This window comes from Acidovorax sp. M14, assembly GCF_049331375.1.
Lineage (GTDB): Bacteria > Pseudomonadota > Gammaproteobacteria > Burkholderiales > Burkholderiaceae_C > Acidovorax.
This window is the reverse complement of sequence record NZ_CP186263.1, coordinates 3,959,120-3,980,677: the sequence shown is the minus strand read 5'-3', so window position 1 is coordinate 3,980,677 and position 21,558 is coordinate 3,959,120. Positions and strand designations below refer to the sequence as shown.

Here is a 21,558-nt window from a genome sequence, read left to right as displayed (position 1 = left end):
CATGCGCCCGATCCTCTTTTTGCTGTGTGTTGCGTTCCTGCTTGCTGCAGGTGGCTTCGTGTCGATTGGCATGGCCGTGGGCTTTGTTGCCTTTTTTGGCCTGGGCGCCTTCATCACCTGGCTGGTTCTGAACCCGTTTTTCAAGCGCCCGCAGTAGCTGCCATGACGTAACTGTCTCGCGCGAAGCACAAAAAAATAAGGCCGACAAATGTCGGCCTTATTCGTTTGGGGGAGTGGGTGGGTCGTTGTCAGACCTTGCGCACGCGGTAGTACTTGCTGACGCCGACCCCGCTCTTTGTGTCGTCCTTCAGGACGGCGCCGGTGACCGGCAGGCTTGCGAAGCCCTTGTCGGCCAGCAGGCCGATGGCAGACGCCACCCCCTGGCTTGCACGCCAGATTTCCACAATGCATGGCTTGCCGTCGTCAGCCTCGTTGAGCCCTTCAAAGATCAGCTCCAGCTCCTTGGCCTTGGTCGTCAGCGCTTCGATGATGGCGTAGCTGCCGTACTCATAGCTCAGCTTTACATCGTCATCGTCGGCCAGGTCCACGGCATCCGGCAGCACGTAGACACCGGAAGCACGCACTTCGTAGTTGCCAGCTTCGGCAATCAGATCACCCACCGTGGCATACGTGTAGTTCACCCAAAAGACGGAGCCATCGGCCACGCCGGGCGCATCTGCTGCCACCTGGATACCCCCTGCGACCACGGTGTAGTTGCCCGCAGCCGTCAGTGGTGTCGCCGTGGCCCCGTCTGCTCCCACTCGGATGCTGACGTTCGTAGCAGGCGCTGCGGTCAGATGCAACAGCGGCACGAGGGCTCCTTTGTTCACCCCGGAGTGTTGCTCATCCGTTGCCGTCGCTGTACCCGCAGTGCTACCTTTGCGCAGCGTCAGGTTCTTTGGGCCGATGTGCGCGGTGCGCAGCAGGCCACCCCGAGTGACCTTTTGCGCTTCGTTCGCAACTGTCCCAGCGTCCACGCCGTGCACGGTGCCCAACGATGCGCGCGCGAAGTTGGTCACGTTTAGGTCGGCCAGCTTCATCTTGATCTCGACATCGGTCACACGGCGCATCTCTGCGTGGGTGCCGCCGCCGAGAGCCGTCATGTCTGGTTGCTTCTGGACATCCTCCTTGTGGGACAGCTCCAGTTCCAGGACGTTGCCGATGGGCATGGGGGCGGCCGTAGTACCGCGCTCGCGGGCGTACACCTGGCCCATATAGCCTGCGGGTGCGAAGACGCGTTTGATGATGTCTGCAGAGGTCATAGATCAGTCCTTGGTGGTGGTGGGTAAGGGGGATACAACGCCCACGGCGCGCAGCCAGCGGGCAGTTTCTGGATGTACGACGAGGGGTGTGCCAGGTGGCCTTTTCTCGCCCAGGTGCTCATGCTCCCGGGCCAGAATCACTTGCTCCATCGCGGGTGGCGCGGGAGGTTGAGCGGCCTTTTTCCTCGGCTTGTTGGGGGTCGGTTTCATGGCTTTCTCCATTCGGCCCAGTTTCGGGTTTTGAGTTCGAGTGCCGCGCTGTGGCACAGCAGACCCGCGAAGAGCACAGGACCAGCACTGGCGACTTGCACGCCTCGCTCTTCCGACAGACCCGAGCCCAACAGGCCAGGCAGGCCCAAGGAGCCGTCCACGCGCACGGCATCGCGCATGCGCTCGACCAGGTCATCAAAGATCAGCTCGCTGTCAATGGCGGTCTGGAAGGACAGATAGCCGCGCACCAGCCAGGTGTGTTCGTTCAGGATGCGTCCGTTGGCATTCACCTCCGAGGTCGCCGTGCGTCGCACGTACCAGCCACGGATATGCGGCTCATTGGCAAAGGCATCCGTGGCAGGATCGGCATGGCTGTAGAGGTAGGCCTGTTTAAACCCCAGCTCACCGTCTGCATACCGTTCGCACGCATGCACCACGCCAACAGCAGACACGGAACGCAACAAGGCCAGCAATGCGGCACGCGAAGCGGCGAGGGTGTTGGGCATCGTCATTTGCGTGCCCCCACCAGGTGGGCCGCCACTTTGGCGGCAGCGCGGTCAAACATCGCAGCCACTTGCCCCTCGGTGGACTGGACGGCTCGCGCCATGGGGTGCTGCGCAGGTGTTCCCTCACGCGCAATCTTGCGGGCCACCAGGAAGGCAACCCTCTTGACCTCCTTGGGCTCACGGATACCCAGGACCGCCTGAACCCAAGGCTCAATCGCAGCGACTGGGGGCATGTGGGGACGGGTGCCCAGCTCCAGGAACAGTGCATTGGGCTGGCTGCTACTCACGATGCCAAGCACGCCAGCCGGTGTGCTGGCTACATCGCTGGTAATGCTCCTGGCCGTGAGGCCGGAGACGCGAGGCATGTTCTCCTGCCATTCGCGTTGCACCAGCAACGTGGCTTCGGTCATAGCCTCCTGCAGCACCTGGTCCGTATAGGCAGGGGCCTCACGCAGTCCGTTTGCGAACGACTGCAAGCCGCCGAGGCTGATCGACAGATTCACAGGCCACCTCGCTGCACCAGGCGGTGACGCGGATTGCGGCTCGGCCAGCTCACGACGCCTGCAGCGGCGGTAGAGCCTGAGCTGCCGCCCGTCGCCGGGGTGAACGGGTCGGAGACGCCAATACCGGCGTAGTAGGCAGACCGCAGTTCTTTGGCTCTGGCGGCGAACTCACGCGCCCGCGTCTCCGTCATGCTGGCGTCAGAACCAAAGCTGTTCTCGCGCTGCGCGCTGTAGTGGGTAGCCAGTTGGTGGCACAGCAGGTGCGCCGCGTACTGCGCCACAGGCAGGCGGTGCCGAGCTGGAATGGTGTCCTCAGTGGCCGAGAGCGCATGCTCGGCCATGAACTTCACGCGGACTACGCCACCCACTGTCACGTGATCCGCTGCCATGAGCTGCCAGCCAGTGGGAGACAGGTAGGCCGACACGTCGATGATCGCAATCGGGTCTCGACCGATGGGGTACTCCGCGCTTTGAATCCATGCGCCGTCCGTCCAGCCTTCCGGCGCAGGAGCCAGTGAACCACTGGGCCAGGTCACATCGCTCATCAGGCGGCGAGGAAGGTCCGCGCTGTACTGCAGACGGGCAGCTTCCAGTGCGCGGGCGCGGGTGTCCACAGTCAGCACAGACGCTTGATCACGGGCCAGATCGCTGAGCAGCGCCTGAAAATCGGCCAAAGCCATGGTGGGTCGGAGTCCTGTTTAAAGAAGGGGTGTTGGTCGGCTGGGTTGCCGAAGGCTCCACGTCGCAGGACTCGGGGCCTTGGACAACCCACCCCTTGCGGGGCGGGCCGGGTGCTTTGTCAGGCCACCAGCCTGTTGCGCCGAAGCGCTTCGCGCCGCTGGGTGTGTCCAGTGCGTTACGCCACCACGGCCTTGGTGAAGGCGCGGTAGTCGGTCACCGCGCCGCCGTAGATGTGGCGAATCTTGTAAGTCAGCTTGTCGGCCGCAAACATGGAGCCCACGTTGGGCGTGTCCTGCACAAACAGCTCGGGCTCCTCGCGCCCGTCCAGGAAGCCCACCTCAATGCCGGGGATGTCTGCGGGGTCGGCTGCGGTGCACCAGTCGTTGGCATCGGTCCAGTACCACACAGGGATGATGTTCATCGTCAGGGACTGGATGAACGTCTTCTCGTTGTTGGTGGACAGCTTGAAGAGATCGACCGCCGCCTCCTGCAGGTCGGAGGGAACAACCAGCCGCGAAGGGGCGATGCCGATGCGGTCGTTGCTGGACAGTTCGGTCTGCTTGAGCATCGCCAGACGGTGGACCGCCAGCTCGGCCTTGGACAGAGCCGCCGCGAACAGGTTGGCGTGGTCCACATGGAACAGCGCCTTCGTGTCATAGATCACCGGGTTGGTGCGCAGGAAGTCGAACACGAACTTGGCGAGCGTGCGCTTGGCAGCGCGCGACAGCTTGGTGGGGATGCGACGGATCACACCCACGTCATCGTTCTTGATCATCTCCAGGGTGATGTCTTCCGTGCCACCCTTCTTGCCCGCCTTGTAGGTGGCCTCTTCATCACCAGGGCTGGTCAGCGGTTGGTAGTCGGCACCTTCTGCCACAGTGGGCAGGTCGCCATAGCCACCCCAACGCGTGCGGTGTTGCATGCGGAAGTCGTTCACCGGCACCACGCTCACGAGCTGGCGCCAACCGTCGAAGTCCACCGCAGCGCGGTATTCGGCCAGCATGCGGCGGGTCACGCTGTCGCCCAGCACTTCACCCAGCGATGCGCTGCCCAGCGATTCCACCAGGCGCGACTGGTCGCACTCGCGGAGACGGCCGGTCACCAGGCGGTCGCCCGTCATCTCGATGTAGCACTCCTTAAAGGACTGCACGCGGCCGTGATCCTTGTGGGTCGGGTCCCAGAAAGCGTCGAGCATGTCACGCATGGTCAGGCTACGGTCACCCACCACCATGGAGCCTTCGCCGAACATCGGCACGCGCACGGTACCGCTCTCCGTCATGCGGGCGATGTACTCGCCCTCGGCCTTGATCAGGTCGCCCACGGCGGCCTCGGTCAGGCGGTCGGCGCCAGCGATGGATACCTGCGCCTGCAGGCGGTCCTTGGCGGCCTGGGGCAGCTTGGCCGTGTTGATGCGTTCGCGGGCTGCGCCACGCAGGGTGAACACTTCCAGGTCGGCACGGGTCAGAGGCGTGTTGTCGCCCTGGCCTTCGGTGATGCGGGTCGCACCAGGCGCGCTCGGCACCAGGGAGCCACACACGGCTTCGTGCAGGGTCACCAGCTCATCGTCACCGATGGTCTCGGCGTTGATGGTGGCGTGCTTGGCGGGGTCTTTGGCCTTGATGGCCTCCAGCAGGCGTTGCTTCCAGAGAGGCATTGCGTTTCCTTCAGGGTTGTTGAGAGGTTGGTCGGCAGCGGCTTCAGTCAGGCGATCCAGGCCGCCGCCAGCGCCCGGTTCGACAATCAGGTCAACGGAGTGCACCTTGGTGAACTTCACGGCCTCGCGCAGGGTCTCGGTCCCGGCCTTGCGCTGCTTGGTGCGGGCATCTGCGTCGATAGAGAGGCCCAGCAGGCTCTGCATGCCGCGCTTGACGGACTCGGTCATCTTGGTGACCGCCGCATCCGTGGGGTCCAGGGCTTTAAAGGTGCCCACCAGTGCCCCGGTGTCGGGCGCCTTGCCTTCCACAAAGCGCACGCCGTAGATGCCACCGATCAGGTTGCGCACGTCCTTGCCCTTGCCCGCGATGTGCTCTGCGTCGCTCTTGGTGAATACGCGCACACCCTCAAACATGGGCGCTGCCTCGCGCAGCGTGGCGTCGGGGTAGTAGTTGCGGTTGCCACTGCGGCCGGAGCGGATGAGGGTCACCTCGATAGACCCGTCAGCGGCCTCGCGGAAGGCCTCACTGCCCACTGCCTCGCGCACTGCTGCAGGCGCAGCGGCCGGAATAGTTGGAGCGGGTGCAGGGGTGGGCGCGGTGGGGACGTACTGCTCCACGACCTCAATGGGAGAGCCCAGCACTACCTGGTCAGTCCCCGCGATGTGCTTGAAGGAGTAGCTGTATTGAAAGTGCTTGCCGTCCAGCTCGATCACGGCGCGGTCGCTGTAGATGGCCGATAGGCCGATGTACCGACGCTGCTCGGGAAGGCGCCCGTTGTTGATCTGCTCGGAGATCGCTGCCCGCACCACGTCGATGAGCTGACGGAAGTCGCGCTCCGGGGCCGCTGCGGCCTCGCGCAGGGCGGTGTCCACCGCTGCCGCAGTGCGCAAGCCGCCACAGGCCGCCAGCGCTGCAATGAGTTGAGCCCAGTTCATGCGGGCTTACTCCTCACCCGTGCTGGTGAGCTTCTGGCCGTCCTTGGTGACTACGACCACATGGGTGCCGTAATCCTTGAAGGACAGGACTTCTTCAGCCTTGACGGCCACGCGCTTTTCGCGGGGCACCTTGGCGGCCTTTCCTTCTTCGCCTTTGCCGTCCACGAGTTCGACCACCGTTCGCTGTACGCGCTTGGCGGCCTCGGCGGAGGTCAGTTCTTTGGACTTGCCCTTGTCGTTCTCGGGCGTCGGGGTCGGGGTTGCGGACATGCATCACTCCATCCATGTGAGCCGCACTGGGCGGCGGGTTGCGATGGAGTGACTGTGCCGAGGGGGGCACAAAAAACTAAGGCCGACATATGTCGGCCTGTGAGAAGAGAAATTGCGAAAAGACTATAGCGTCACTGTTTGGGTTTTTGGTTGAGCGAAAAGAGCCCTTCAATTGCCCGTTTCCCTTCGTCCTCTCGATCCACGAAGGATTTGATGGTGTTTGCCGGGACCAACGTTAAAAGCACAGTCCACAATTGGAACAGTGTCAGAGCCACGAGCACTCCGTACGAAATTCCGCGACACCATTCCACATCTAATGGAAGTGGATATTTCTTCGCAATTGGCGCAATCACCCCCAGTAGCAATATCGCGCCAAGGATCAGTGTTGAGTTCATGACAGGGCTGAAGAGCTGCCCTATGCCAGTCTCGGACGGCGCCCCGTCCTTCTTCTGCTTAAAAGATAGCTTAAGACGCTCGGGATAGATGATTGCCAGCCATGCACCAATGACGCCAAAAATGATGGCGGCCGTCGTTCTCAGTGCCTCAAACATCGGCCATTGCTCGGCAAATGGTACGTTTCGGCCGAACCACCCCCCGGCGAGTACCGCCACAAGAGCAAACATCCAACCCAAAACCCGTAACACATTCATCCTTTCAATTCATTCGTCCTAGTAGGTGGTCGCGATGTCGGGCCAACTCACGTAGCAAGCCCTCTGGCCGCACCAGTTCTGTATTGTCTCGCTCTACTTCCAGTTGCAGGGTCTCGCGCACAAACTCCTTGCCAAGCCAGTGAGTTGCAGGATCGCCTTTGAAGACAAAGCCATAGTCGGATTCATCAGCATCCTCCTCTTGCCATTCTGAAACGATCTGTTGAACCTCGCCTTGCGTAAGGCCATCGACCTCAACTTGGTACTTGATTACTGCTTCCTGCTGATGCGTTTGGTGGTCCGCTAGGTGGAAGGCCGTAAGCAGCTTCTGGAAAAGAACCTTATCCGGTTGGATGGCGAGACTCAGCTTCGCCTTTCGTTCAAGCTTTCGGATATTTGCCGCCCGCTCGATAATTTGATCAATAGGCCCCGGCTTCTGATACACCTCAGTTTTAAACCGGGCCCTCAGATTCATGGGCGCAGTGTTCTCATCAGGACGGTAGCCAACGATAGTGTGTTGCCCCTGGGCATCTGGCTCGCTTAACACCACATAGGTCGTGAAGCGATCCACAAAACAACGCATGTACTTGTTCATCGAGGACACACCAGTCGTGGGGTGCTGGAAACGAACACTCATCATCAACCCTTGTGCTGGTAAAAACCAGAAGTAGGTTGCATGACCTGGGATGTGTCCCTCTTCAACCTCAGTCTCTGAGACATCAGCATTTCCAACTGCTGCTTGCCCATTGATGGACGTTACGGTCCCATCAGTGTTGTGGGACTCGTTCCACAAGGTAAGTAGCCAAGCATCACCCGCTTGGGTTGCGTCCACAAGGTAAACGGGTAGATGATTACCTCCGTCTGCGGGATCAAAGGTCTTTGTATGGGCCAAGCGCTTACCTATACCCCAGTTCTTCAAATCGCGAAGAACATCGTTGATCCCTGCAAATCTGGGATTCTTGCGATCCCCTCTAGGGTAGTAGCCGCATTCTGCGACCTTGTACAAAGATACCTTCACCTCTTCCATCAGTACAGCCTCCGCTCCATTTGTGGGTGAAAGGCATTACATCACGATACAAACATTGCTTTAAACCCCCTTTAAATCGCCCGGCAGGCCTGGTCTGCAGAAATTTCCAAGGGGTTGCCGCGCCAAGCCTGTTTAAAGCGACGTAGCCCGCGACAGCTCCACCCCCTCACTCCTGCCTCCGCCCCGCCTCCTTGGCTGCCTTGTCCAGGGCCGCCTTGCGCGCATCCAGCTTCAGCTCCAGCTCCGTGAACGGCTTGGCCCCCGGGGTGGCTACCTTCCAGCTCTTCAAGTAGGGAATGGCAAGGCACCCGCAGTTAATCACCTGTTCTGGCGGGGCTTTGGGGTCATGGGGGCACTGCATCAGGTCGATGCCGCCGCCGGGATTGGGCACCTTGAAGGACGCACCTGCCTCCACGACCTGGCCATCCATAAGGTCATGGGCCCACCGACTGTGAATCTTGCCGCTGCGCCGCCACTGCTTACCAAGGCCTGGCACCAGAGGGGCTGCTTGCATCAGACGCTCTTTGGATGCCACGGCGAACGCCCGGCTTACCTCGGTACGTACGATGGTGGTGGCGCGCTTGGTCGAGTCGCTTTCCAGCAGTGCCTGAACTGCCTTGATGGCCTGGAAGGGCGTCACGCTGCCAATGGTGACCAGGCCGAGCTGCTGCCCGATCTTGCCCAAGGCCTCGGCCGCAACGTTGTTCAAGCGCTCATGGCCAAAGGTACGCATGGCAGACAACACCCGCGCATCCAGGGCCGTGAGGCGCATCTCCACCGCGTGCCCTGCGGCCGCCAACGGCTTGTCCACCAGGTCCTCGCCTTGCTGCCAGGCATCACGCAGGGCCAGGTCGGTCTCCGCCCCTGCCTTTTGGCCTGTTGCGACGAGCACGGTCGAGATCTGGTCCCGCAGCCTTGTCAGATGCCATTGTTGCCACTCGGCGGGCTGGCTTGCGAGCTGGGCCGTGATCTGGCTCAACGCATCCCGAAGCAAGCCCACGACCTTTTGGTCGGCACCAATCAGCAGCCGAGCGCGCTCCGCCAGGCGCTCTTTAAGCACCGCCTCAAATCGCTTTTGCTCGGGCGTCACGCCTGGTCAGCCGTTGCAGGAACCGGGGCAGGTGCTGGTGCTTTGGGCTGTGCCTTGCCCGCCTGCAGCTCGTCGCGCAGGTCAGCGGGCAGATTGAAGCTGTCCTCCGCTGCCTTGGCCTTCTTGCGTTCCTGGTGTTCCTTGCGGGCCGCGTCCAGCTCGGCCTTGGCGTCGAAGTCTTGGCCGAACCGCTGGGCCACGTCAGCAACCAGTTTCAGGGCGGTTTCTTCGGTCAGCAGCCCCGCATCAATCATCTGGATCACCGCTGTGACCAGCGAAGCCATGGCAGCGGCAAACTTCGTCACGTCACGGTTCACCAGCTCGGGGAAGACCGCCGTCACCTGCCACTCGTCCTCAGACCAGTCGGGCTTAAGGCCTTTGGCGTCAGCAGCTCGCCACAGCACGAACCGTCCAACCTCTTCCAGCATCAGTTTCAGAAAATTCTGGCGTCCCGTGTATATCTTGAAAGTGGGCTCGCCCATCTCAGAGGCGGCAGCACGGTTCACGTCGCCGCCACCGCCGAACCAATGCTCGGGCGTGGTGCTGCCGCCCAGCACATGGTTGCGCAGCAGCCGGGCGCTTTCGCTGGTGTCGGCGGCCTGCAGGCTTGGGCTCTTGGCTTCCAGCTTCACGCTCTCGTTGTGCACAAAGGTGCTGTTGGGTGCCGGAGCCTTGAATTCCTTCTCGTAGTCCTTCACGGCCTGGGGGTCGGCCCCGGCCAACGTCACATCCCAGGTAAAGGCGCGCAGGTAACCAATGCGGTCCAGCTCGTTGAACAGAAACTCGTCGTAGGCGTCGAGCCAGTCGATCTGCCCCAGCAGGTCACTGCGGCCACGGCTGCCGTTGGGGAACTTGTTGAGCTGGTACAGCAGGCACTCGCCGTCTGTGAAGTCCTCGGCGCGGATGCGGGCGGTGTTGGTGCTGAACAAGTCGCTGTCCTCGCCCAGCACGATCACCCGGTACTTGTGCTGCTTGCCCCGGTTGTCGCGCTTGGTCACCACGCCGATGGGCTGCTCGGGGTTATCCGGGTCGGTCACCACGGTAGCGATCTGGCGAGGGTCCAGGTAGCCCAGCCGCACAAAGCCATCCCCTTCGCGCACGTTGGCGATGTAGCACTGCTCGCCCAGCAAGCCCAGGGCACGCACGCGGGGCGTGAGTTTTAAAGGCCAGTTGTTGATAGGGTCCGACCAGAAGGCATTGAGCAGCTTTTGGTGCTCTTCGTCCTTGCACTGCAGGGTGACGCCTTCGGCCAGCAGGTAGGCCAGCGGAAGCTCCACCAGGCGGTTGGCAAGCAAGTTGCTTTGCCACAGGTACTCGGCCACCTTCTGCATGCGGTCCTGCGCCATGGGCGAGAGGTCGCGGTCGTTCTGGTTGCTCAGGCCGTCGCCGCTCAGGCGGCGCCAGCCGGGCTCATCTGCGCCTTGGGCAGATGCTGCCTCACGGACAGGGTTGGATGGTTGGGCAGGGGCAGCGGTGATGCCCACGGCCTCTTTCAGTCGATCTATCAGCCACATGGTGTCATTCCTCTGCAGCCAGCTCGGCGCCCACAAGGGCGAGCGCCAGGCGGCCATGGTCGTTGTGGTGGGCGATCACCTCGCGCAGCTTTTGCGCGGCCAGCTCGATCCCCTTGCGGTCAGCGGCTGGCAGGCCAGCGATGTGGCCCCGAATGATCAAAAGGTTTTGTTGGTCTTCGGTCATGGCGGTCCCTGGTCACCCGCGCCGAAACATACGCTGGGCCGTGTGGCCATATCGCTCACGGGCAGACTGTTGACTGCCCGGGTTGTTGCCTCCTTGGGCGGCTGCAGCAACCCCACCGGTCACGGCCAGCATCCACAGCATCACGACCATATCGGGGCCGTCGTCGTGATCGGCCTTGGGGAAGTGGCGGAACTGGTCGACCAACGTGGTCTGGCTGCGGTGCAGTCGGATCAGGCCGTTGTGCATGTGCGGCTGCAGGCTTTCAATGCGCAGCAATTTGTCAGCGATGGGGAGCAACCCACGCGCCGGAACCGGCACGCCGAGCTGAGCGCTGCGCTTGACCAGCTCGGTGCGCAGGAACTCCTGGAACTGCACCGATTCCACGCCCCACACGATGCAGCAGTACTCCCGCTGGAAATCGATGATGTCGCTGATGATCCGGTCGGGTGTGCGCTTCTTGATCTTGGCTTCGACCACATCCAGGATGCCGGTGGTGCGCTGATAGCCACCGATGCCCAGGGCACTGGGGTCGCGGCTGTTGCCATGCTTGCCCAAGGATGGATCGGCCGCGCCATAGAACACCCACTCAGCCAGGCGGTTCACCCAGAACTGGATGCTGTGGGCAAAGGGGGCATCCTCGCCCGCAACCGGGTCGTTCTGCTGCTCGCTGTCGAAGGCGCTGTGGCCTTCTCGGGCGCGGCGGATCATGAGCTTGTGGATGGGGCGAAGGGCGGGCCAGCTCACCACCGCACCTTTGTCCATCTCGGCCTGCTGCTCGCGATACATCGCCATGGCTGCGGCCTCACCCTCCTGGGGCGTTTCGGCGCCCAGGAGCAGCCCTTCGAACTGCTCCCACAGATCCATGCGGTCAGGCCACTGGATGATGGCTTTAAAGACCTTGCGGTTCCACAGCGGGTTTTTGAGGAAGCGTGCGAGGACCGAGTCGTAGTGCAGCACCGTGCCGATCAGGATGGCATCCATGCTGTCGTCGGGAGGCCCCAGGTTCAACACCGAGGCCGTGACAAACTTCTGCAGCTTGTCGCGCTGAGCCGGGGTGGTTACGTTCTCATCGTTCTCGATGTCGTCCATCACCGCCAGGTCAGGACGGTGGGCACCGTGGCGGCGGCCCCGAATCTTCTTGGCGGAGCCGAAGGCTTCAACCTTGCGGCCATTGGCCGTGACGATCACGCCTGCGCGCCAGACCTTGCCCTGGCCGCAGGCTTCGGGGAAGTCCCCCTGCAGGCGCGGGTTGGCTTCCAACTCGGCCTTGATGGCTTCCAGCATCTCGGCGGCCTGCTCAAAGGCGTCCATGATGATCACGGGATACCACTTGATCCCGGTCACCACGCACCAGAGCACGAATGACATGCTGACTTTGGTGGACTTGGCCTCGCCCCGTGGGGCGGCCAGGGCGTCCCGCTGGCCGCTGGATGCATTGACCATTTCAGGCAGGCGCTTGTACAGGTACTGGTGCAGCGCGCTGGGCTCGGCGGTGCCGTAGTGCGGGAAGTAATTCCGGTCCCAGTATTCATACCCGGTCACCGGATCGAACACCTTGCGGCGGCGCTCGCCAATAGCCTCGGGCGATACGTCCCATCCGTCGAGGTTGGCGTCGATCTGGCGGCGCAGGCCATCGGCCAACGCGGCCAAGCCTTCGAGGAACTCCTTACTGCTCTTTGCCATGGCGTTACTTCACCTTCGCCAGTTCTTCGCCGAAGGGCTCCAGCAGCTCCACCATGGCCGTGAGGTGCTGCGGAAACCGGGCCTGGGCGAACGACACCAGGCGCTGCAGCACGTCGAGCTGGATGGCCTGCTTGTTCAACTCGGGCGACAGGCGCTTGAAGCTCGCCATGGTCTTGTTGAAGCTGTCGCTCATGCTGGCGAGCGTTTCCGCCCGTTGCATCGGCCCCATGTCCTTGGCTTCCCGCAGCAGGTCCATGGTGGCCTGGTGCTGCACCAGATAGTCTTCCAGCAGCTTCTTGCTCAGGCTGGCGAAGTTGTCATCGCCCAACGCCATGGCAGCGCGAACGCTGTCCCAGTCGTCGCCCTTGTCGGCGGCTTCCTGCTTCCATCGGTTGGCGGTGCTGCGTGGCACGCCCACCTTCTTGCAGGCGGTCTCCATCGGCAGGCGCTGGTACACATACAGGCCACGAAGCTGCGTGCGCTTCTCGGATGCGTGGGCCATTACTGTCCGGCGCCTCCACGGCCCAGCCATTGCTTCACGCCCTCGATTGCCAGGGCGATGCCGATGGACACGGCAGAGCCGCTGATGGCACCGGCCACGGCCGCCTTTTGTTCCACAACACGCAGGCGCTTGTCGATGGCGTTGTGGCGCTCTTCCATCCGCCGGTCGAGGGCGTCGATGCGCTGATCCTGGCGCCCCAGGTGGGCGGTAATGCTGTCGAGCTTGCCGTCCATCTTGCCCAGCAGCATCAGTTCGTCTTTTTCCATTGGCATGGATGCGTCACTTTCCGTTTAAATAGTCGATCAGATGTTGGTAGCGCTGCCGGTCGGCCGCACAGGCTTTGGCATTGGCTGCGTGGTTGGCCCAGGCGTCGTTGAGGGTGAGGCCGGAGCCTTGGGCACAAGCAGCGTCGGAGCCTTCGGTGGCACCAGCAGGGCCGCAGGCACCTGTCGCTTGGTCGGTGCCGATGAGGGCGCCGTTCCACATGCGGACAGCAGCAAGAGTGAGGACAGGGCTGCTATCGACAGCAGTTGCAGGCGCACTCCGCTCATCCGGGCCCGGCGAGTCAGGCCCAGGCGATTCGCTGCGGGTGACAACAACCACAGGCCCAGGAACAACAAGAGGCACGCGGCGGCGAAGGTCTTGATAAGTGGCGTTGAGGGCGGCATAGCGGTCTTCCTGGTCAAGGTGTTCGGTTAGGTAGTTGGCGGCGGCCTGGTCGGCGCGCTTGGTTTCCTTGGCGGTCTCTGCGCGCTCGGCCTCCAGAGCTTTCGCGTGCTTGGCCTGCCAGGCGTTGTCAGTGGCATTGCTGCCCCACCAGTACCCCCCGCCCACCAGGGCCAAGGAGAAAATCAGGGCGAATAGGAGACGTGCGGCCATGGCATCAATGGGGCATTTGGCCGACCATCCACATGGCGGTCAGGCTCAGGACAACGAAGGCGATAACGACGGCAGATGCGACAGCCCAAAGAAGGCGTTTGAGCGTCTTCATCACTGCAGCTCCATGCACTTCTTGTGGCGCTCAAGCTGGCGGGTCCAAACACCACGACAGACCTTGTTCCCGGGCGTGCTGCAGTCGAACTCCCAGCGCACCGGCTTGCCCTGGGCGTCGCGCCTGTTCACGGTCCAACCCGGCCCCTCCTGGCGGGCGCTGGTCAGCTTGTGGTAGTCAAGCAGGCCATCGCACGCGGGCTTGTAGTTTCCCGCGAGCAGCTCGCGCCGCATCGGGGAAGTGCGCCAGGCGCCCATGCCGTACTGGTACACCCAATCGAGATACAGGTCGTATTCGCCCTGGTGGAGCGCTACGCCTGGCAGGCTGTTGCGGAAAGCGGCCTCATCCTTGGTGATATGGGCATGGGCTTTGATGAGCGCACGCACCGGGGTGGTGGTGTCGCCCATCTGCACGGGGGTGCCGTCTTCGTGGATGGTGGAGCCGAAGCCCACAGTGGGACGGTCGCCCTGCGTGGGAACGATGGCTTTTTCGGTGTAGCTCTCGTGGACCACCAGGCCCACCAGTCCAGCCGCTGAGAGCGACATGACTGCAACGATCTGACGCGGGCTGGCGCTGCCACGCATCCCATCTTTTGATCGTGCTCGTGGCCCAGCCCCCCAGCTCAGGATGCAGGCGAGCAGCAGCACCGTGACGATGCCCAGAAGGAAAGAGGTGGTGATTCCCATGCCGCGACTGTCGAGGTCGGGGCACAAAAAACTAAGGCCGACATATGTCGGCCCCGGGGGGTAAAAAATACCTCAGAAGTATCGATGCATATCCGTTGGATCAAGGGCTGCCAGTAGGACAGGACTCTCGTGCAAGCTTGAAAGCCACCATGGCTTTTTCCGCGTCCTCGAAGTCACCCTTTGACAACACATCGCCCAATTTAAGTTCGTTGCGCATGAACACAAGGAACCCCTGCTCAGTGCTGCTCATGCTCTTGAGTAACTCAACCTTGCCAGCATCCAAGCAAGGTGGAGCAGTGATTTTCTCTGCGTCTCGTCTGATGGCCTGCAGTGTAGCCACCGGCCCGGAAAGAGATATTCGACTTGTCGTTCCTGCAACCTTGACAGCGTCGTTCCAGCGAAGGACCACGTCGTCAAATGCCTTCAGCGCCGTAGTCAAAGAATCGCGTTGAGCTTTCTCTTTGGCTAGTCGCTCTTCGAGTGCTTGGCGCTCCTGCTCTGCGCGGGTCTGCTGCGCTTGCTTCTCCGCAGTTTCCTTTGCCAAAAGCTTTTGTGCCGCCCGATATTCACTGAAGCGCCAAGCGCCGAGAACGGCGGCCACCAGCACCAAAAGTATGACCCAGACAGCGTAGCCGCGCTGGCGATCTGCTGCGGTCACTCCAACATTCTTGTTTCGATTGCTCATTCCTCTCCCTCCTAAAAGTTTGTTGCGACGCCATCGACTGGCAGCATCAAAGTTCGCCCCCATGCCAAACGACACGACCACAAATGCGTAGGTTGTTCGCCTGTGCACCTTCAAGAATTTGTACTGGGAAGTCGGGGTTGTAGCTGACGACTCTCACCCCGCCGGTTTGGAAGTCCCTCTGTAGCAACTTCACATAGTCCTCGCCATCAATCTCAATGACGTAGATGCCATCCTGTGTCAACGAATTGACAGATGTGTTGACGAGCAAGATATCTCCGTCGTTGATGCGGTCAGCCATTGATCGCCCCCTTGCTCGAACGATCTTGGCATTGCCTTTATGCAGGCCCTTGCTCTTGAGCCAAGACCTTCGGAAAGCAAATTTCCCGATCACTTCATCGTGGCCGTTGACTGCCCCATTGCCCGCACTGACTCGTGCGGCAAGCATGTCAATCAATACGAAGTCATCGTCGTCGTTGTCACGCGACACCTCACCTTGGGCCGCCTCTTCGGTACGGACCGGTGCATTGAAGTGCTCGACAGGCTTGCCGGAGAGTTGAGCAGCCAACAGAAGTTGCCGAATCGGTACCGCTCCTCTCTTTCGCCAGGTTCGGACCGTTTCAGGTTGAACCTCCAACGTGCTCATCCATTTCTCGCCCAGTGCCAGTGCTAGACGATGCAACACCGCGTCAACAGAGGGGTGTTCGGTGTCTTGTTGAGATGAATTTTTCATACCGACTAGTTGACTTTGGTTCAAATTGGCCCAAGAATACGGTTCACGTTGAAACGTTTCCTTTTGAACCACAAGCGTAGCACCGAAATGCACCCCGAACAAATCAAAGCGGAGATTCGCATGCAAGGGACCACTCCTGCGGCAATTGCAGACGGTCTCGGGCTATCCCGCATGACGGTTAGCAATGTCATTCATGGACGGACTAAGTCAGCCCGCGTCGCATCTGAAATTTCTCGTGTTCTCAAAAAGCCACTCGCCACTCTGTGGCCGGTTCAATACGGACCTAAGCAGCGTCGCAGCTTGAAACGGAGCAGCAAGTGAAGCCTCGTTTGAAGCCCCTTCGTGACGGAAGCCTCAGCGTGATCAAAAAGGGAACGAACCCCTGGGGCGAGGCCAGCGCCCGCACATACATCCAGGAACAGTACGGATCACTGTCCGCATTTGCTTCCCGCTACCGGTTTCCGTATGCCGCAGTCTGTAAAGCCCTCCGCTCACCTGTTGCAGACGAAATGGCGGGCTCAGTTGCAAAAGTGCGCCAAGTGCTAGGGCTTCCTTCGCGTCCAACCAAGATGGCCCAAATCGCTGCGCGCTCTGCAAAACGGAGGCAACAATGACTTGGCTCACCGCACGCGAAATCTCAGGCCTACCCGGCATGCCCAGCACAGAGTTCCGCACTCGCGAGAAGCTCGAAAAGTTAGGTATACCGCGCCAGCCTCGAGCAGGCCGGGTCGGCGGCGGACTCGAATACGACACCACTGCACTGCCCGCTGAGACCCGCGCGGCTATTGCAGCCCGCACGGTCGCCAAGGCTGCACGCACTGCTCTGGCACAGGTTGACCCCGCTCCAGTGGTGTCCTTCGTCCCGCCTGAAAAGCCATTGCCCACCCCCCTGGCCCCAATGCCAGAGCCCACCCGGCGCCCGCCCAGCCTGACCGACAAGGCCACGGCCGACGCACGCATGCTGCTGGTGAACATGGTGCTGGACCTGGAGCCCCTGCACGGCATCAAGCGCGCATGCAACTTGGTGGCCCTGCAGCTTGCCAGCGGCCAGGCCAACGCCGAGTTGCAGGCCACCGCCCGCAAGGCTAACCAGCGCGCTCGCGCTGACCAGGTCAGCGCCCGCACCTTAGAGCGTTACATCGGCATCTACCGCGCCGAGGGCTGGTGGGGCTTGCTGCCCGCGCCAGCACCGGAGCCAGCTTTGCAAGACGTGGAGCAGGACGTGGCCGCAGTGCTGGGTCTGTTCCACAGCCGGGACGCGCGGTTTCGCAAGCTCACAGGCGCAGCCAAGGAAGTGACCCGTCAGCTCGGCCGGGACTTCGATACCTGGAAGGCCCTGTATGCACGGGCACGCCGCGCCCTGGACAAGTTCGGCAAAAGCCACCAGGCCAACACCGCACTGATCAAGGCGCGCTTCGCACCCGGTGCGCAACGCGACGCCCAGCTGCCATTCAAATGGCGCGACACCTCGGTCCTGAAGGCCAACGATGTCGCCCTGATTGACGGCCACACGTTTAAAGCCAAGGTGCGCCACCCGGATCACGGGGCACCGTTCGCCCCCGAACTGACGGTGACCTTGGATGCAAAGACCCGGATGGTCACGGGCTGGTCAGTCAACCTGTCGGAGAACGTGCGTGCGGTGGGAGATGCCTTGAGGCATGCAGTAGGCCAGTGGGGCGTGCCAGCCATCCTCTACGGCGACAACGGTGCAGGCGAGACCGCCAAGCAGATGGATTGCCCGATTGACGGGTTCTGCGCTCGGCTGGGGATTGACCACCGCACCGGCATCGCTGGCAAGCCGCAAGGCCACGGGGGCATTGAGCGCCTGTGGCAAACGGTGGGCATCAACTGTGCCCGCAACTTCGCCACCTACCAGGGCAAGGACGTTGATGGCGGCACCTTCCGCAAGGTAGCGGCCGAGCTGCAGAAAGAGCAGCGCGCCGTGCGCCGAGCCCAGCAGACCGGTGAGGTGGTTGTGCTCAGCTCCAAGGTGCCGACCTGGCAGCAGTTCATCGACGCAGTCGAAAAGGCTGTGCATGAGTACAACCACGAGCACCGCCACCGCAAGCTGCCCAAGCGCGCTGACGGCAAGCACATGACCCCTGCCGAGGCATGGGCCGCTGAGTACAAGGTCGAAGAGCAGGAGCTGCTCACCCAGCTTGAGCTGCGCATGATGTTCATGCCCGCTGTGCTGCGCACCGCCAAGCGCGGGCAAGTGACCTTCTTCAACCAGACCTACGCAGCCCCCGAGCTGATGCGCCGAGACGTGGATGGCCGCGAGGTTAGCGTGCGCTACGACATCCACGACCCGAGCTTTGTGCTGGTCTACACGCTGGACGGTGACTACGTCTGCGAGGCCAAGTACGAAGCCAGCCGCCGCGACTTCTTCCCAACGCCCGTGATTGACATGGCCCGGGAGAAGCGCGTGAAGGCCGCCGTCAAGCGTCGTGAGCAGCAGATCGACCTCGCATTGCGCGAGCTGCAGACCACGGTGCAATCCGCCCAGTTTTCCCTGCCGGAGCCCAGCACGCCATTCGTGGTCGTGCCCTCCACCCCGGAGGTTTTCTCCTCCCTCCCTCCCTGTTCTTCCTCCGAGGGCGAGGCCGTGCAAGCGGCTTCGGGCAGGCCTTTCTTCGACACGTCCAGCGACCGCTACGAGTGGCTCATGGTCCACCGCGATCAATGGGACGCAAGCGACGAGCAATGGCTGCGTCAGTACGTGAAAAGCGAGGGGTATGAGGGCCTGGCCGACTACTACACGGCGCGGGGCCTGGGCTGGGATGACGCGGACGAGCAGTCCGGTTTTAAGAGTGCCCTGTGACGGCGGCAACCGTCACAGAGCGTGCCTGAGTGATTTTGAGAGACCCAAACGAAGGGGAATGTAAGGTGAAAAAAGGATTCGTGCAAACCACCAACTTCCGGCTGCTCAAGGAGGCCGAGAAGATCGTCGAGCGCCGGGGCGCCCGCGAGGCCAGTCTGGTGCTGATCCAGGGCAAATTCGGTATCGGCAAGTCTGAGATGACTGAGCGCTGGGCCAGCGAGAACGGCCATGTGTTCATCCGCGCCAAGAAGGTGTGGACACCTCGCTCCATGCTGGAAGACATCGCTGCCGAGCTAGGAGTGGCAGTACGCGGTTCTGCCAAGGACATCGAGAACCGCATTACCCAGCACCTGGCGCAGACCATGCAGGCGCTCATCGTTGATGAAGCCGACTATCTGGCCGACATGAAGAGCGCAGCCAAGCTGGAGACCATCCGTGATATCTCGGACGTGACCGGCACCATGGTGTTCCTGGTCGGCATGCAGGACTTCCCCGCCATCGTGCAGCGGTACGAGCACATCGCCAGCCGCGTAGCACGCATCGTGCAACTTCACCCACTGAGCCTGGCAGACGTGCAGGCGACCTGCAAGGCCAAAGCCGAGGTGGCGCTTTCGCCCGCCTTAGTAGAACAAATCCATCGCGACAGCAAGGGCCGCATGCGCCACGTTCTCAACGCCATCGCCAACATCGAGGTGTGGGCCGAAACCAATAGCTGGACCGAGGTGGATGTGACCCATGTAAAGGGCAAACCCCTTTGCACGGACTTCACCGGCCACATCGCGGCCAACAAGGGGGTGTGATGGCCTTCTTGCAATGGTTCTTTCTCCCTGCGCTGGCGGCTATCGGCGCCAACGTCCAGCGCACCACCCAGGCGATCACGGCCGCTGAGGTGAGTCGATGGGCCACCAGTGATCAGCTGGACTATCCCGTCGGCATCGCTGACCTGGCTCTGTCATCGCTCCAGAAGCATGGGTATGTCGAATCGCGGGCTTTGAAGCCGCAGCGGTCGCGCAGCCCCCGGCTCTGGTTCGCCACGGCGACGGGTCTGCAGGTCGCCCAGGCAGCGGTGCAGGCAATGCCAGGCGCCACGCCCGACCTGCAGGCCTTGCCCACCCGTGTGTGGAACCTGCTGCGCATCCGCCGCCGCCTGACCGCCGTCGAAGCGGCAGAGACGCTGATCGACGCAGACGACAACTTTGAAGCGCAGACCAAGCGGATCGGGGCGCTGCTCTTGACCTGGACAAAACATCCGACCTCTGCGGTTGTGACCGGCCAAAAGCGCGAGGCAGGTGGGCGCGTGCGCTACGTCCTGGTCAAAGACCTGGGGCGTTGGCCACCACCAACCAAACCTGGGCAGATACACCCCAGCCAGTTGCCAAACGCGAGCGCAGTGCCCGCACGCTATCGCAAAGCCTCGCCCGCCGTCGCCAGTGACTCCGAAGGGTGCCTCGACCAATGAAGCCACCGTATATGAGCGAGTCATGGTTTGAACTGCTGCAGAAGCGCACCGAGGGACAGCAACGCACCCAGGTGGCAAAGACGCTGGGTATCAGCCCCGCCACCTTGAGCCAGGTCCTCAACGGCAGTGGGGAATACGGCAAGGGCACCGCCAGCACGTCGCGTGTCGCCGACAAGGTGATCCACACCTTCGGCCGCTACGTGTGTCCTCACCTGACCGAAGAGGCAGGAGGCGTGTCCCAAGAGGTCACCGCCGATCAATGCCGTGCACATGCACACCGCAGCGCCCCATCGACGCCGAGGGACATGCGGCATTGGCAGGCCTGCAACCAGTGCCCCCACAAGGCCGCCAGCGCACCACCCGTTGCGCGTGCGGTCCAGCCCCGCAACAAGGTCATTCCCATCCACAGCACCCCGACCCCCCAGGAGGCCCCATGAACGTTTTTAAAACCATCGCCATAGGCGGCCCCGTGGGCTTGGCGCACGCGGTGCGCGAAGCCTGGGTGGCTCGCCGCATCCGCCGCATCGCGACCTACATGGACCGCGAGCGCGCATTGCACCGCGAGCACATGGCTCAGCTCCGCGCCGAGCTGGATGCGCTCCAGGCCAAGCAGATCAGCAGCACCGCCCGCGCGGCCAGCTTCTGGAAAGGGCTGTCATGAGTACCGCACCCAACTACCAGCGCCCGCCGCTTCGCTGGATCACACGGCGCGCCCGCTGCCTGCAGAACGGCTTTGGGATTGAGCGTCGCGAGGCTCTGCGCTTCGCTGTCATCGACTACGCATGGTTCCAGGGCATGCGTGGGCTCACAGTGGTCCAGGGAGGGCGCAGCCATGGCTAGAGGCATTACCCATTCCTGTGCCCACATCTGGCGGCACATCGCCCGCGCGGGCGGCTGGTGGAGTCTGCTGCGCGTATCCCGTGAGTGGGAGGGCGTTTTCTCGATGGATGAGATCGCCGAGCACCTCGCGACCCTCAAGCGCGGTGGCTTTTTGGCTTCGATGGAATACGTCCGCGAAGGCACCGTCTACGCCTACACACCGCAGTGCCGCCAACTCCCTGGCGAAACGCTGGTGGCGGTTACCTCTGACTGCCAGGAGGCAGCCAAGCAAATTCCGACGCCCAAGCGCGAGGTCATGACCGGCACCTACGTGCCCCCCTCTATGCCGACAGCTCGCCTCGGTGCGCTGGATCACACCCGTCACCCCAGCCTTTTGCAGGGCAAGCGTAGCTACAGGAGCACAGCCGCATGAACGTCGCAGCCGATTCCACCGAACGACACGCCGAGCGCATCCGTCGGGTGCAAGAGCTGGAGAACGTGATCTTGGGCATCCCTGCTCTCAAGGATGCGCCTCACGCTGACGTGCTGACTGCTCTGCTGGCCGTCTACATCCGTATGGCTGTGAGCCACCCCTGCTGCACCGAGTCCTGCGTGATCCAGACCACCAAGGCCGCAATCCTGCTGGCGCAGCACTCTGCAACGACCACTGCGCCCCAAGGCGCGCCCATCCACTGAGC

29 protein-coding genes are annotated in these 21,558 nt (G+C 62.2%); 10 read left to right on the top strand and 19 right to left on the bottom strand.

Annotation, left to right across the window (positions count from 1 at the left end):
- Position 1: 1 nt before the first annotated feature.
- Positions 2 to 157: a hypothetical protein gene (locus ACOYR4_RS18640; protein ID WP_422847632.1), complete on the top strand. Its 156-nt coding sequence runs from the start codon at positions 2 to 4 to the stop codon at positions 155 to 157.
- A 91-nt stretch (positions 158 to 248) separates the two neighbouring features.
- On the opposite strand, the gene ACOYR4_RS18635 is transcribed toward ACOYR4_RS18640, so the two are convergent.
- From ACOYR4_RS18635 to ACOYR4_RS18545, 19 genes are all read right to left on the bottom strand, one after another.
- Positions 249 to 1,262, bottom strand: coding sequence for a hypothetical protein (locus ACOYR4_RS18635; protein ID WP_422847631.1), 1,014 nt, complete (start codon positions 1,260 to 1,262; stop codon positions 249 to 251).
- Between the two features lie 3 nt (positions 1,263 to 1,265).
- Entirely contained in the window at positions 1,266 to 1,472 is a 207-nt protein-coding gene (locus ACOYR4_RS18630; protein WP_422847630.1) for a DUF7210 family protein, read from the bottom strand.
- Positions 1,469 to 1,978: a hypothetical protein gene (locus ACOYR4_RS18625; protein WP_422847629.1), complete on the bottom strand. Its 510-nt coding sequence runs from the start codon at positions 1,976 to 1,978 to the stop codon at positions 1,469 to 1,471. The genes ACOYR4_RS18630 and ACOYR4_RS18625 overlap by 4 nt, the downstream gene beginning before the upstream one ends.
- Positions 1,979 to 1,980: 2 nt before the next feature.
- A complete protein-coding gene (locus ACOYR4_RS18620) occupies positions 1,981 to 2,481 on the bottom strand; it encodes a hypothetical protein (RefSeq protein WP_422847628.1) in 501 nt (166 codons plus the stop codon).
- Positions 2,478 to 3,161, bottom strand: a complete 684-nt coding sequence (locus tag ACOYR4_RS18615) for a hypothetical protein (protein ID WP_422847627.1) — start codon at positions 3,159 to 3,161, stop codon at positions 2,478 to 2,480. Before ACOYR4_RS18615 ends, ACOYR4_RS18620 begins: the two co-directional genes overlap by 4 nt.
- Before the next feature lie 176 nt (positions 3,162 to 3,337).
- A complete protein-coding gene (locus ACOYR4_RS18610) occupies positions 3,338 to 5,752 on the bottom strand; it encodes a hypothetical protein (protein ID WP_422847626.1) in 2,415 nt (804 codons plus the stop codon).
- 6 nt (positions 5,753 to 5,758) lie between these two features.
- Positions 5,759 to 6,022 carry a hypothetical protein gene (locus ACOYR4_RS18605; RefSeq protein WP_422847625.1) on the bottom strand — a complete coding sequence of 88 codons (264 nt, stop codon included), beginning with the start codon at positions 6,020 to 6,022 and terminating at the stop codon, positions 5,759 to 5,761.
- Between the two features lie 131 nt (positions 6,023 to 6,153).
- The gene (locus ACOYR4_RS18600) at positions 6,154 to 6,672 is read right to left on the bottom strand and encodes a hypothetical protein (protein ID WP_422847624.1); all 519 of its coding nucleotides are present in this window, start codon (positions 6,670 to 6,672) and stop codon (positions 6,154 to 6,156) included.
- 4 nt (positions 6,673 to 6,676) lie between these two features.
- Positions 6,677 to 7,696, bottom strand: a complete 1,020-nt coding sequence (locus ACOYR4_RS18595; protein ID WP_422847623.1) for a hypothetical protein — start codon at positions 7,694 to 7,696, stop codon at positions 6,677 to 6,679.
- 166 nt (positions 7,697 to 7,862) lie between these two features.
- Positions 7,863 to 8,786, bottom strand: coding sequence for a hypothetical protein (locus tag ACOYR4_RS18590; RefSeq protein WP_422847622.1), 924 nt, complete (start codon positions 8,784 to 8,786; stop codon positions 7,863 to 7,865).
- The gene (locus tag ACOYR4_RS18585) at positions 8,783 to 10,300 is read right to left on the bottom strand and encodes a hypothetical protein (RefSeq protein WP_422847621.1); all 1,518 of its coding nucleotides are present in this window, start codon (positions 10,298 to 10,300) and stop codon (positions 8,783 to 8,785) included. The genes ACOYR4_RS18590 and ACOYR4_RS18585 overlap by 4 nt, the downstream gene beginning before the upstream one ends.
- A gap of 4 nt (positions 10,301 to 10,304) precedes the next feature.
- Positions 10,305 to 10,484 (bottom strand): hypothetical protein, encoded by a 180-nt coding sequence (locus ACOYR4_RS18580; protein ID WP_192420140.1) that lies wholly within the window; start codon positions 10,482 to 10,484, stop codon positions 10,305 to 10,307.
- A gap of 12 nt (positions 10,485 to 10,496) precedes the next feature.
- Positions 10,497 to 12,167, bottom strand: a complete 1,671-nt coding sequence (gene terL / locus ACOYR4_RS18575) for a phage terminase large subunit (RefSeq protein WP_422847620.1) — start codon at positions 12,165 to 12,167, stop codon at positions 10,497 to 10,499.
- A gap of 4 nt (positions 12,168 to 12,171) precedes the next feature.
- Positions 12,172 to 12,669: a DUF1804 family protein gene (locus ACOYR4_RS18570; protein ID WP_343734693.1), complete on the bottom strand. Its 498-nt coding sequence runs from the start codon at positions 12,667 to 12,669 to the stop codon at positions 12,172 to 12,174.
- Positions 12,669 to 12,941, bottom strand: a complete 273-nt coding sequence (locus ACOYR4_RS18565) for a hypothetical protein (RefSeq protein ID WP_422847619.1) — start codon at positions 12,939 to 12,941, stop codon at positions 12,669 to 12,671. Before ACOYR4_RS18565 ends, ACOYR4_RS18570 begins: the two co-directional genes overlap by 1 nt.
- 7 nt (positions 12,942 to 12,948) lie before the next feature.
- On the bottom strand, positions 12,949 to 13,548 hold the full coding sequence (locus ACOYR4_RS18560) for a hypothetical protein (RefSeq protein WP_422847618.1): 600 nt from the start codon (positions 13,546 to 13,548) through the stop codon (positions 12,949 to 12,951).
- A 111-nt stretch (positions 13,549 to 13,659) separates the two neighbouring features.
- The gene (locus ACOYR4_RS18555) at positions 13,660 to 14,346 is read right to left on the bottom strand and encodes a glycoside hydrolase family protein (protein WP_422847617.1); all 687 of its coding nucleotides are present in this window, start codon (positions 14,344 to 14,346) and stop codon (positions 13,660 to 13,662) included.
- A gap of 100 nt (positions 14,347 to 14,446) precedes the next feature.
- The gene (locus tag ACOYR4_RS18550) at positions 14,447 to 15,031 is read right to left on the bottom strand and encodes a hypothetical protein (protein WP_422847616.1); all 585 of its coding nucleotides are present in this window, start codon (positions 15,029 to 15,031) and stop codon (positions 14,447 to 14,449) included.
- A 46-nt stretch (positions 15,032 to 15,077) separates the two neighbouring features.
- Positions 15,078 to 15,887, bottom strand: a complete 810-nt coding sequence (locus tag ACOYR4_RS18545) for a S24 family peptidase (RefSeq protein ID WP_422847615.1) — start codon at positions 15,885 to 15,887, stop codon at positions 15,078 to 15,080.
- On the opposite strand from ACOYR4_RS18545, the gene ACOYR4_RS18540 reads away from it, so the two are divergent.
- From ACOYR4_RS18540 to ACOYR4_RS18500, 9 genes are all read left to right on the top strand, one after another.
- The gene (locus ACOYR4_RS18540; protein ID WP_422847614.1) at positions 15,849 to 16,082 is read left to right on the top strand and encodes a helix-turn-helix domain-containing protein; all 234 of its coding nucleotides are present in this window, start codon (positions 15,849 to 15,851) and stop codon (positions 16,080 to 16,082) included. The two genes, ACOYR4_RS18545 and ACOYR4_RS18540, sit on opposite strands and share 39 nt — an antisense overlap.
- A gap of 289 nt (positions 16,083 to 16,371) precedes the next feature.
- Complete coding sequence (locus ACOYR4_RS18535; RefSeq protein ID WP_422847613.1) at positions 16,372 to 18,582, top strand: Mu transposase C-terminal domain-containing protein; 2,211 nt, start codon at positions 16,372 to 16,374, stop codon at positions 18,580 to 18,582.
- An 80-nt stretch (positions 18,583 to 18,662) separates the two neighbouring features.
- The gene (locus ACOYR4_RS18530) at positions 18,663 to 19,382 is read left to right on the top strand and encodes an AAA family ATPase (protein WP_422847612.1); all 720 of its coding nucleotides are present in this window, start codon (positions 18,663 to 18,665) and stop codon (positions 19,380 to 19,382) included.
- Positions 19,382 to 20,041 carry a hypothetical protein gene (locus ACOYR4_RS18525; RefSeq protein ID WP_422847611.1) on the top strand — a complete coding sequence of 220 codons (660 nt, stop codon included), beginning with the start codon at positions 19,382 to 19,384 and terminating at the stop codon, positions 20,039 to 20,041. Before ACOYR4_RS18530 ends, ACOYR4_RS18525 begins: the two co-directional genes overlap by 1 nt.
- An 11-nt stretch (positions 20,042 to 20,052) precedes the next feature.
- Entirely contained in the window at positions 20,053 to 20,478 is a 426-nt protein-coding gene (locus ACOYR4_RS18520) for a hypothetical protein (protein ID WP_422847610.1), read from the top strand.
- Complete coding sequence (locus tag ACOYR4_RS18515; protein WP_422847609.1) at positions 20,475 to 20,702, top strand: hypothetical protein; 228 nt, start codon at positions 20,475 to 20,477, stop codon at positions 20,700 to 20,702. The genes ACOYR4_RS18520 and ACOYR4_RS18515 overlap by 4 nt, the downstream gene beginning before the upstream one ends.
- Positions 20,699 to 20,881, top strand: a complete 183-nt coding sequence (locus ACOYR4_RS18510) for a hypothetical protein (protein ID WP_422847608.1) — start codon at positions 20,699 to 20,701, stop codon at positions 20,879 to 20,881. The genes ACOYR4_RS18515 and ACOYR4_RS18510 overlap by 4 nt, the downstream gene beginning before the upstream one ends.
- Positions 20,874 to 21,293, top strand: coding sequence for a hypothetical protein (locus ACOYR4_RS18505; RefSeq protein ID WP_422847607.1), 420 nt, complete (start codon positions 20,874 to 20,876; stop codon positions 21,291 to 21,293). The genes ACOYR4_RS18510 and ACOYR4_RS18505 overlap by 8 nt, the downstream gene beginning before the upstream one ends.
- A complete protein-coding gene (locus tag ACOYR4_RS18500) occupies positions 21,290 to 21,556 on the top strand; it encodes a hypothetical protein (RefSeq protein WP_422847606.1) in 267 nt (88 codons plus the stop codon). Before ACOYR4_RS18505 ends, ACOYR4_RS18500 begins: the two co-directional genes overlap by 4 nt.
- Positions 21,557 to 21,558: the final 2 nt, after the last annotated feature.

Coding starts and splice junctions, on each gene's coding strand:
- ACOYR4_RS18640 (WP_422847632.1), top strand. CDS start 2: ATGCGCCCGATCCTCTTTTTGCTGTGTGTTGCGTTCCTGCTTGCTGCA.
- ACOYR4_RS18635 (WP_422847631.1), bottom strand. CDS start 1,262: ATGACCTCTGCAGACATCATCAAACGCGTCTTCGCACCCGCAGGCTAT.
- ACOYR4_RS18630 (WP_422847630.1), bottom strand. CDS start 1,472: ATGAAACCGACCCCCAACAAGCCGAGGAAAAAGGCCGCTCAACCTCCC.
- ACOYR4_RS18625 (WP_422847629.1), bottom strand. CDS start 1,978: ATGCCCAACACCCTCGCCGCTTCGCGTGCCGCATTGCTGGCCTTGTTG.
- ACOYR4_RS18615 (WP_422847627.1), bottom strand. CDS start 3,161: ATGGCTTTGGCCGATTTTCAGGCGCTGCTCAGCGATCTGGCCCGTGAT.
- ACOYR4_RS18610 (WP_422847626.1), bottom strand. CDS start 5,752: ATGAACTGGGCTCAACTCATTGCAGCGCTGGCGGCCTGTGGCGGCTTG.
- ACOYR4_RS18605 (WP_422847625.1), bottom strand. CDS start 6,022: ATGTCCGCAACCCCGACCCCGACGCCCGAGAACGACAAGGGCAAGTCC.
- ACOYR4_RS18600 (WP_422847624.1), bottom strand. CDS start 6,672: ATGAATGTGTTACGGGTTTTGGGTTGGATGTTTGCTCTTGTGGCGGTA.
- ACOYR4_RS18595 (WP_422847623.1), bottom strand. CDS start 7,696: ATGGAAGAGGTGAAGGTATCTTTGTACAAGGTCGCAGAATGCGGCTAC.
- ACOYR4_RS18585 (WP_422847621.1), bottom strand. CDS start 10,300: ATGTGGCTGATAGATCGACTGAAAGAGGCCGTGGGCATCACCGCTGCC.
- ACOYR4_RS18580 (WP_192420140.1), bottom strand. CDS start 10,484: ATGACCGAAGACCAACAAAACCTTTTGATCATTCGGGGCCACATCGCT.
- terL (WP_422847620.1), bottom strand. CDS start 12,167: ATGGCAAAGAGCAGTAAGGAGTTCCTCGAAGGCTTGGCCGCGTTGGCC.
- ACOYR4_RS18570 (WP_343734693.1), bottom strand. CDS start 12,669: ATGGCCCACGCATCCGAGAAGCGCACGCAGCTTCGTGGCCTGTATGTG.
- ACOYR4_RS18565 (WP_422847619.1), bottom strand. CDS start 12,941: ATGCCAATGGAAAAAGACGAACTGATGCTGCTGGGCAAGATGGACGGC.
- ACOYR4_RS18560 (WP_422847618.1), bottom strand. CDS start 13,548: ATGGCCGCACGTCTCCTATTCGCCCTGATTTTCTCCTTGGCCCTGGTG.
- ACOYR4_RS18555 (WP_422847617.1), bottom strand. CDS start 14,346: ATGGGAATCACCACCTCTTTCCTTCTGGGCATCGTCACGGTGCTGCTG.
- ACOYR4_RS18550 (WP_422847616.1), bottom strand. CDS start 15,031: ATGAGCAATCGAAACAAGAATGTTGGAGTGACCGCAGCAGATCGCCAG.
- ACOYR4_RS18540 (WP_422847614.1), top strand. CDS start 15,849: ATGCACCCCGAACAAATCAAAGCGGAGATTCGCATGCAAGGGACCACT.
- ACOYR4_RS18535 (WP_422847613.1), top strand. CDS start 16,372: ATGACTTGGCTCACCGCACGCGAAATCTCAGGCCTACCCGGCATGCCC.
- ACOYR4_RS18525 (WP_422847611.1), top strand. CDS start 19,382: ATGGCCTTCTTGCAATGGTTCTTTCTCCCTGCGCTGGCGGCTATCGGC.
- ACOYR4_RS18520 (WP_422847610.1), top strand. CDS start 20,053: ATGAGCGAGTCATGGTTTGAACTGCTGCAGAAGCGCACCGAGGGACAG.
- ACOYR4_RS18515 (WP_422847609.1), top strand. CDS start 20,475: ATGAACGTTTTTAAAACCATCGCCATAGGCGGCCCCGTGGGCTTGGCG.
- ACOYR4_RS18510 (WP_422847608.1), top strand. CDS start 20,699: ATGAGTACCGCACCCAACTACCAGCGCCCGCCGCTTCGCTGGATCACA.
- ACOYR4_RS18505 (WP_422847607.1), top strand. CDS start 20,874: ATGGCTAGAGGCATTACCCATTCCTGTGCCCACATCTGGCGGCACATC.
- ACOYR4_RS18500 (WP_422847606.1), top strand. CDS start 21,290: ATGAACGTCGCAGCCGATTCCACCGAACGACACGCCGAGCGCATCCGT.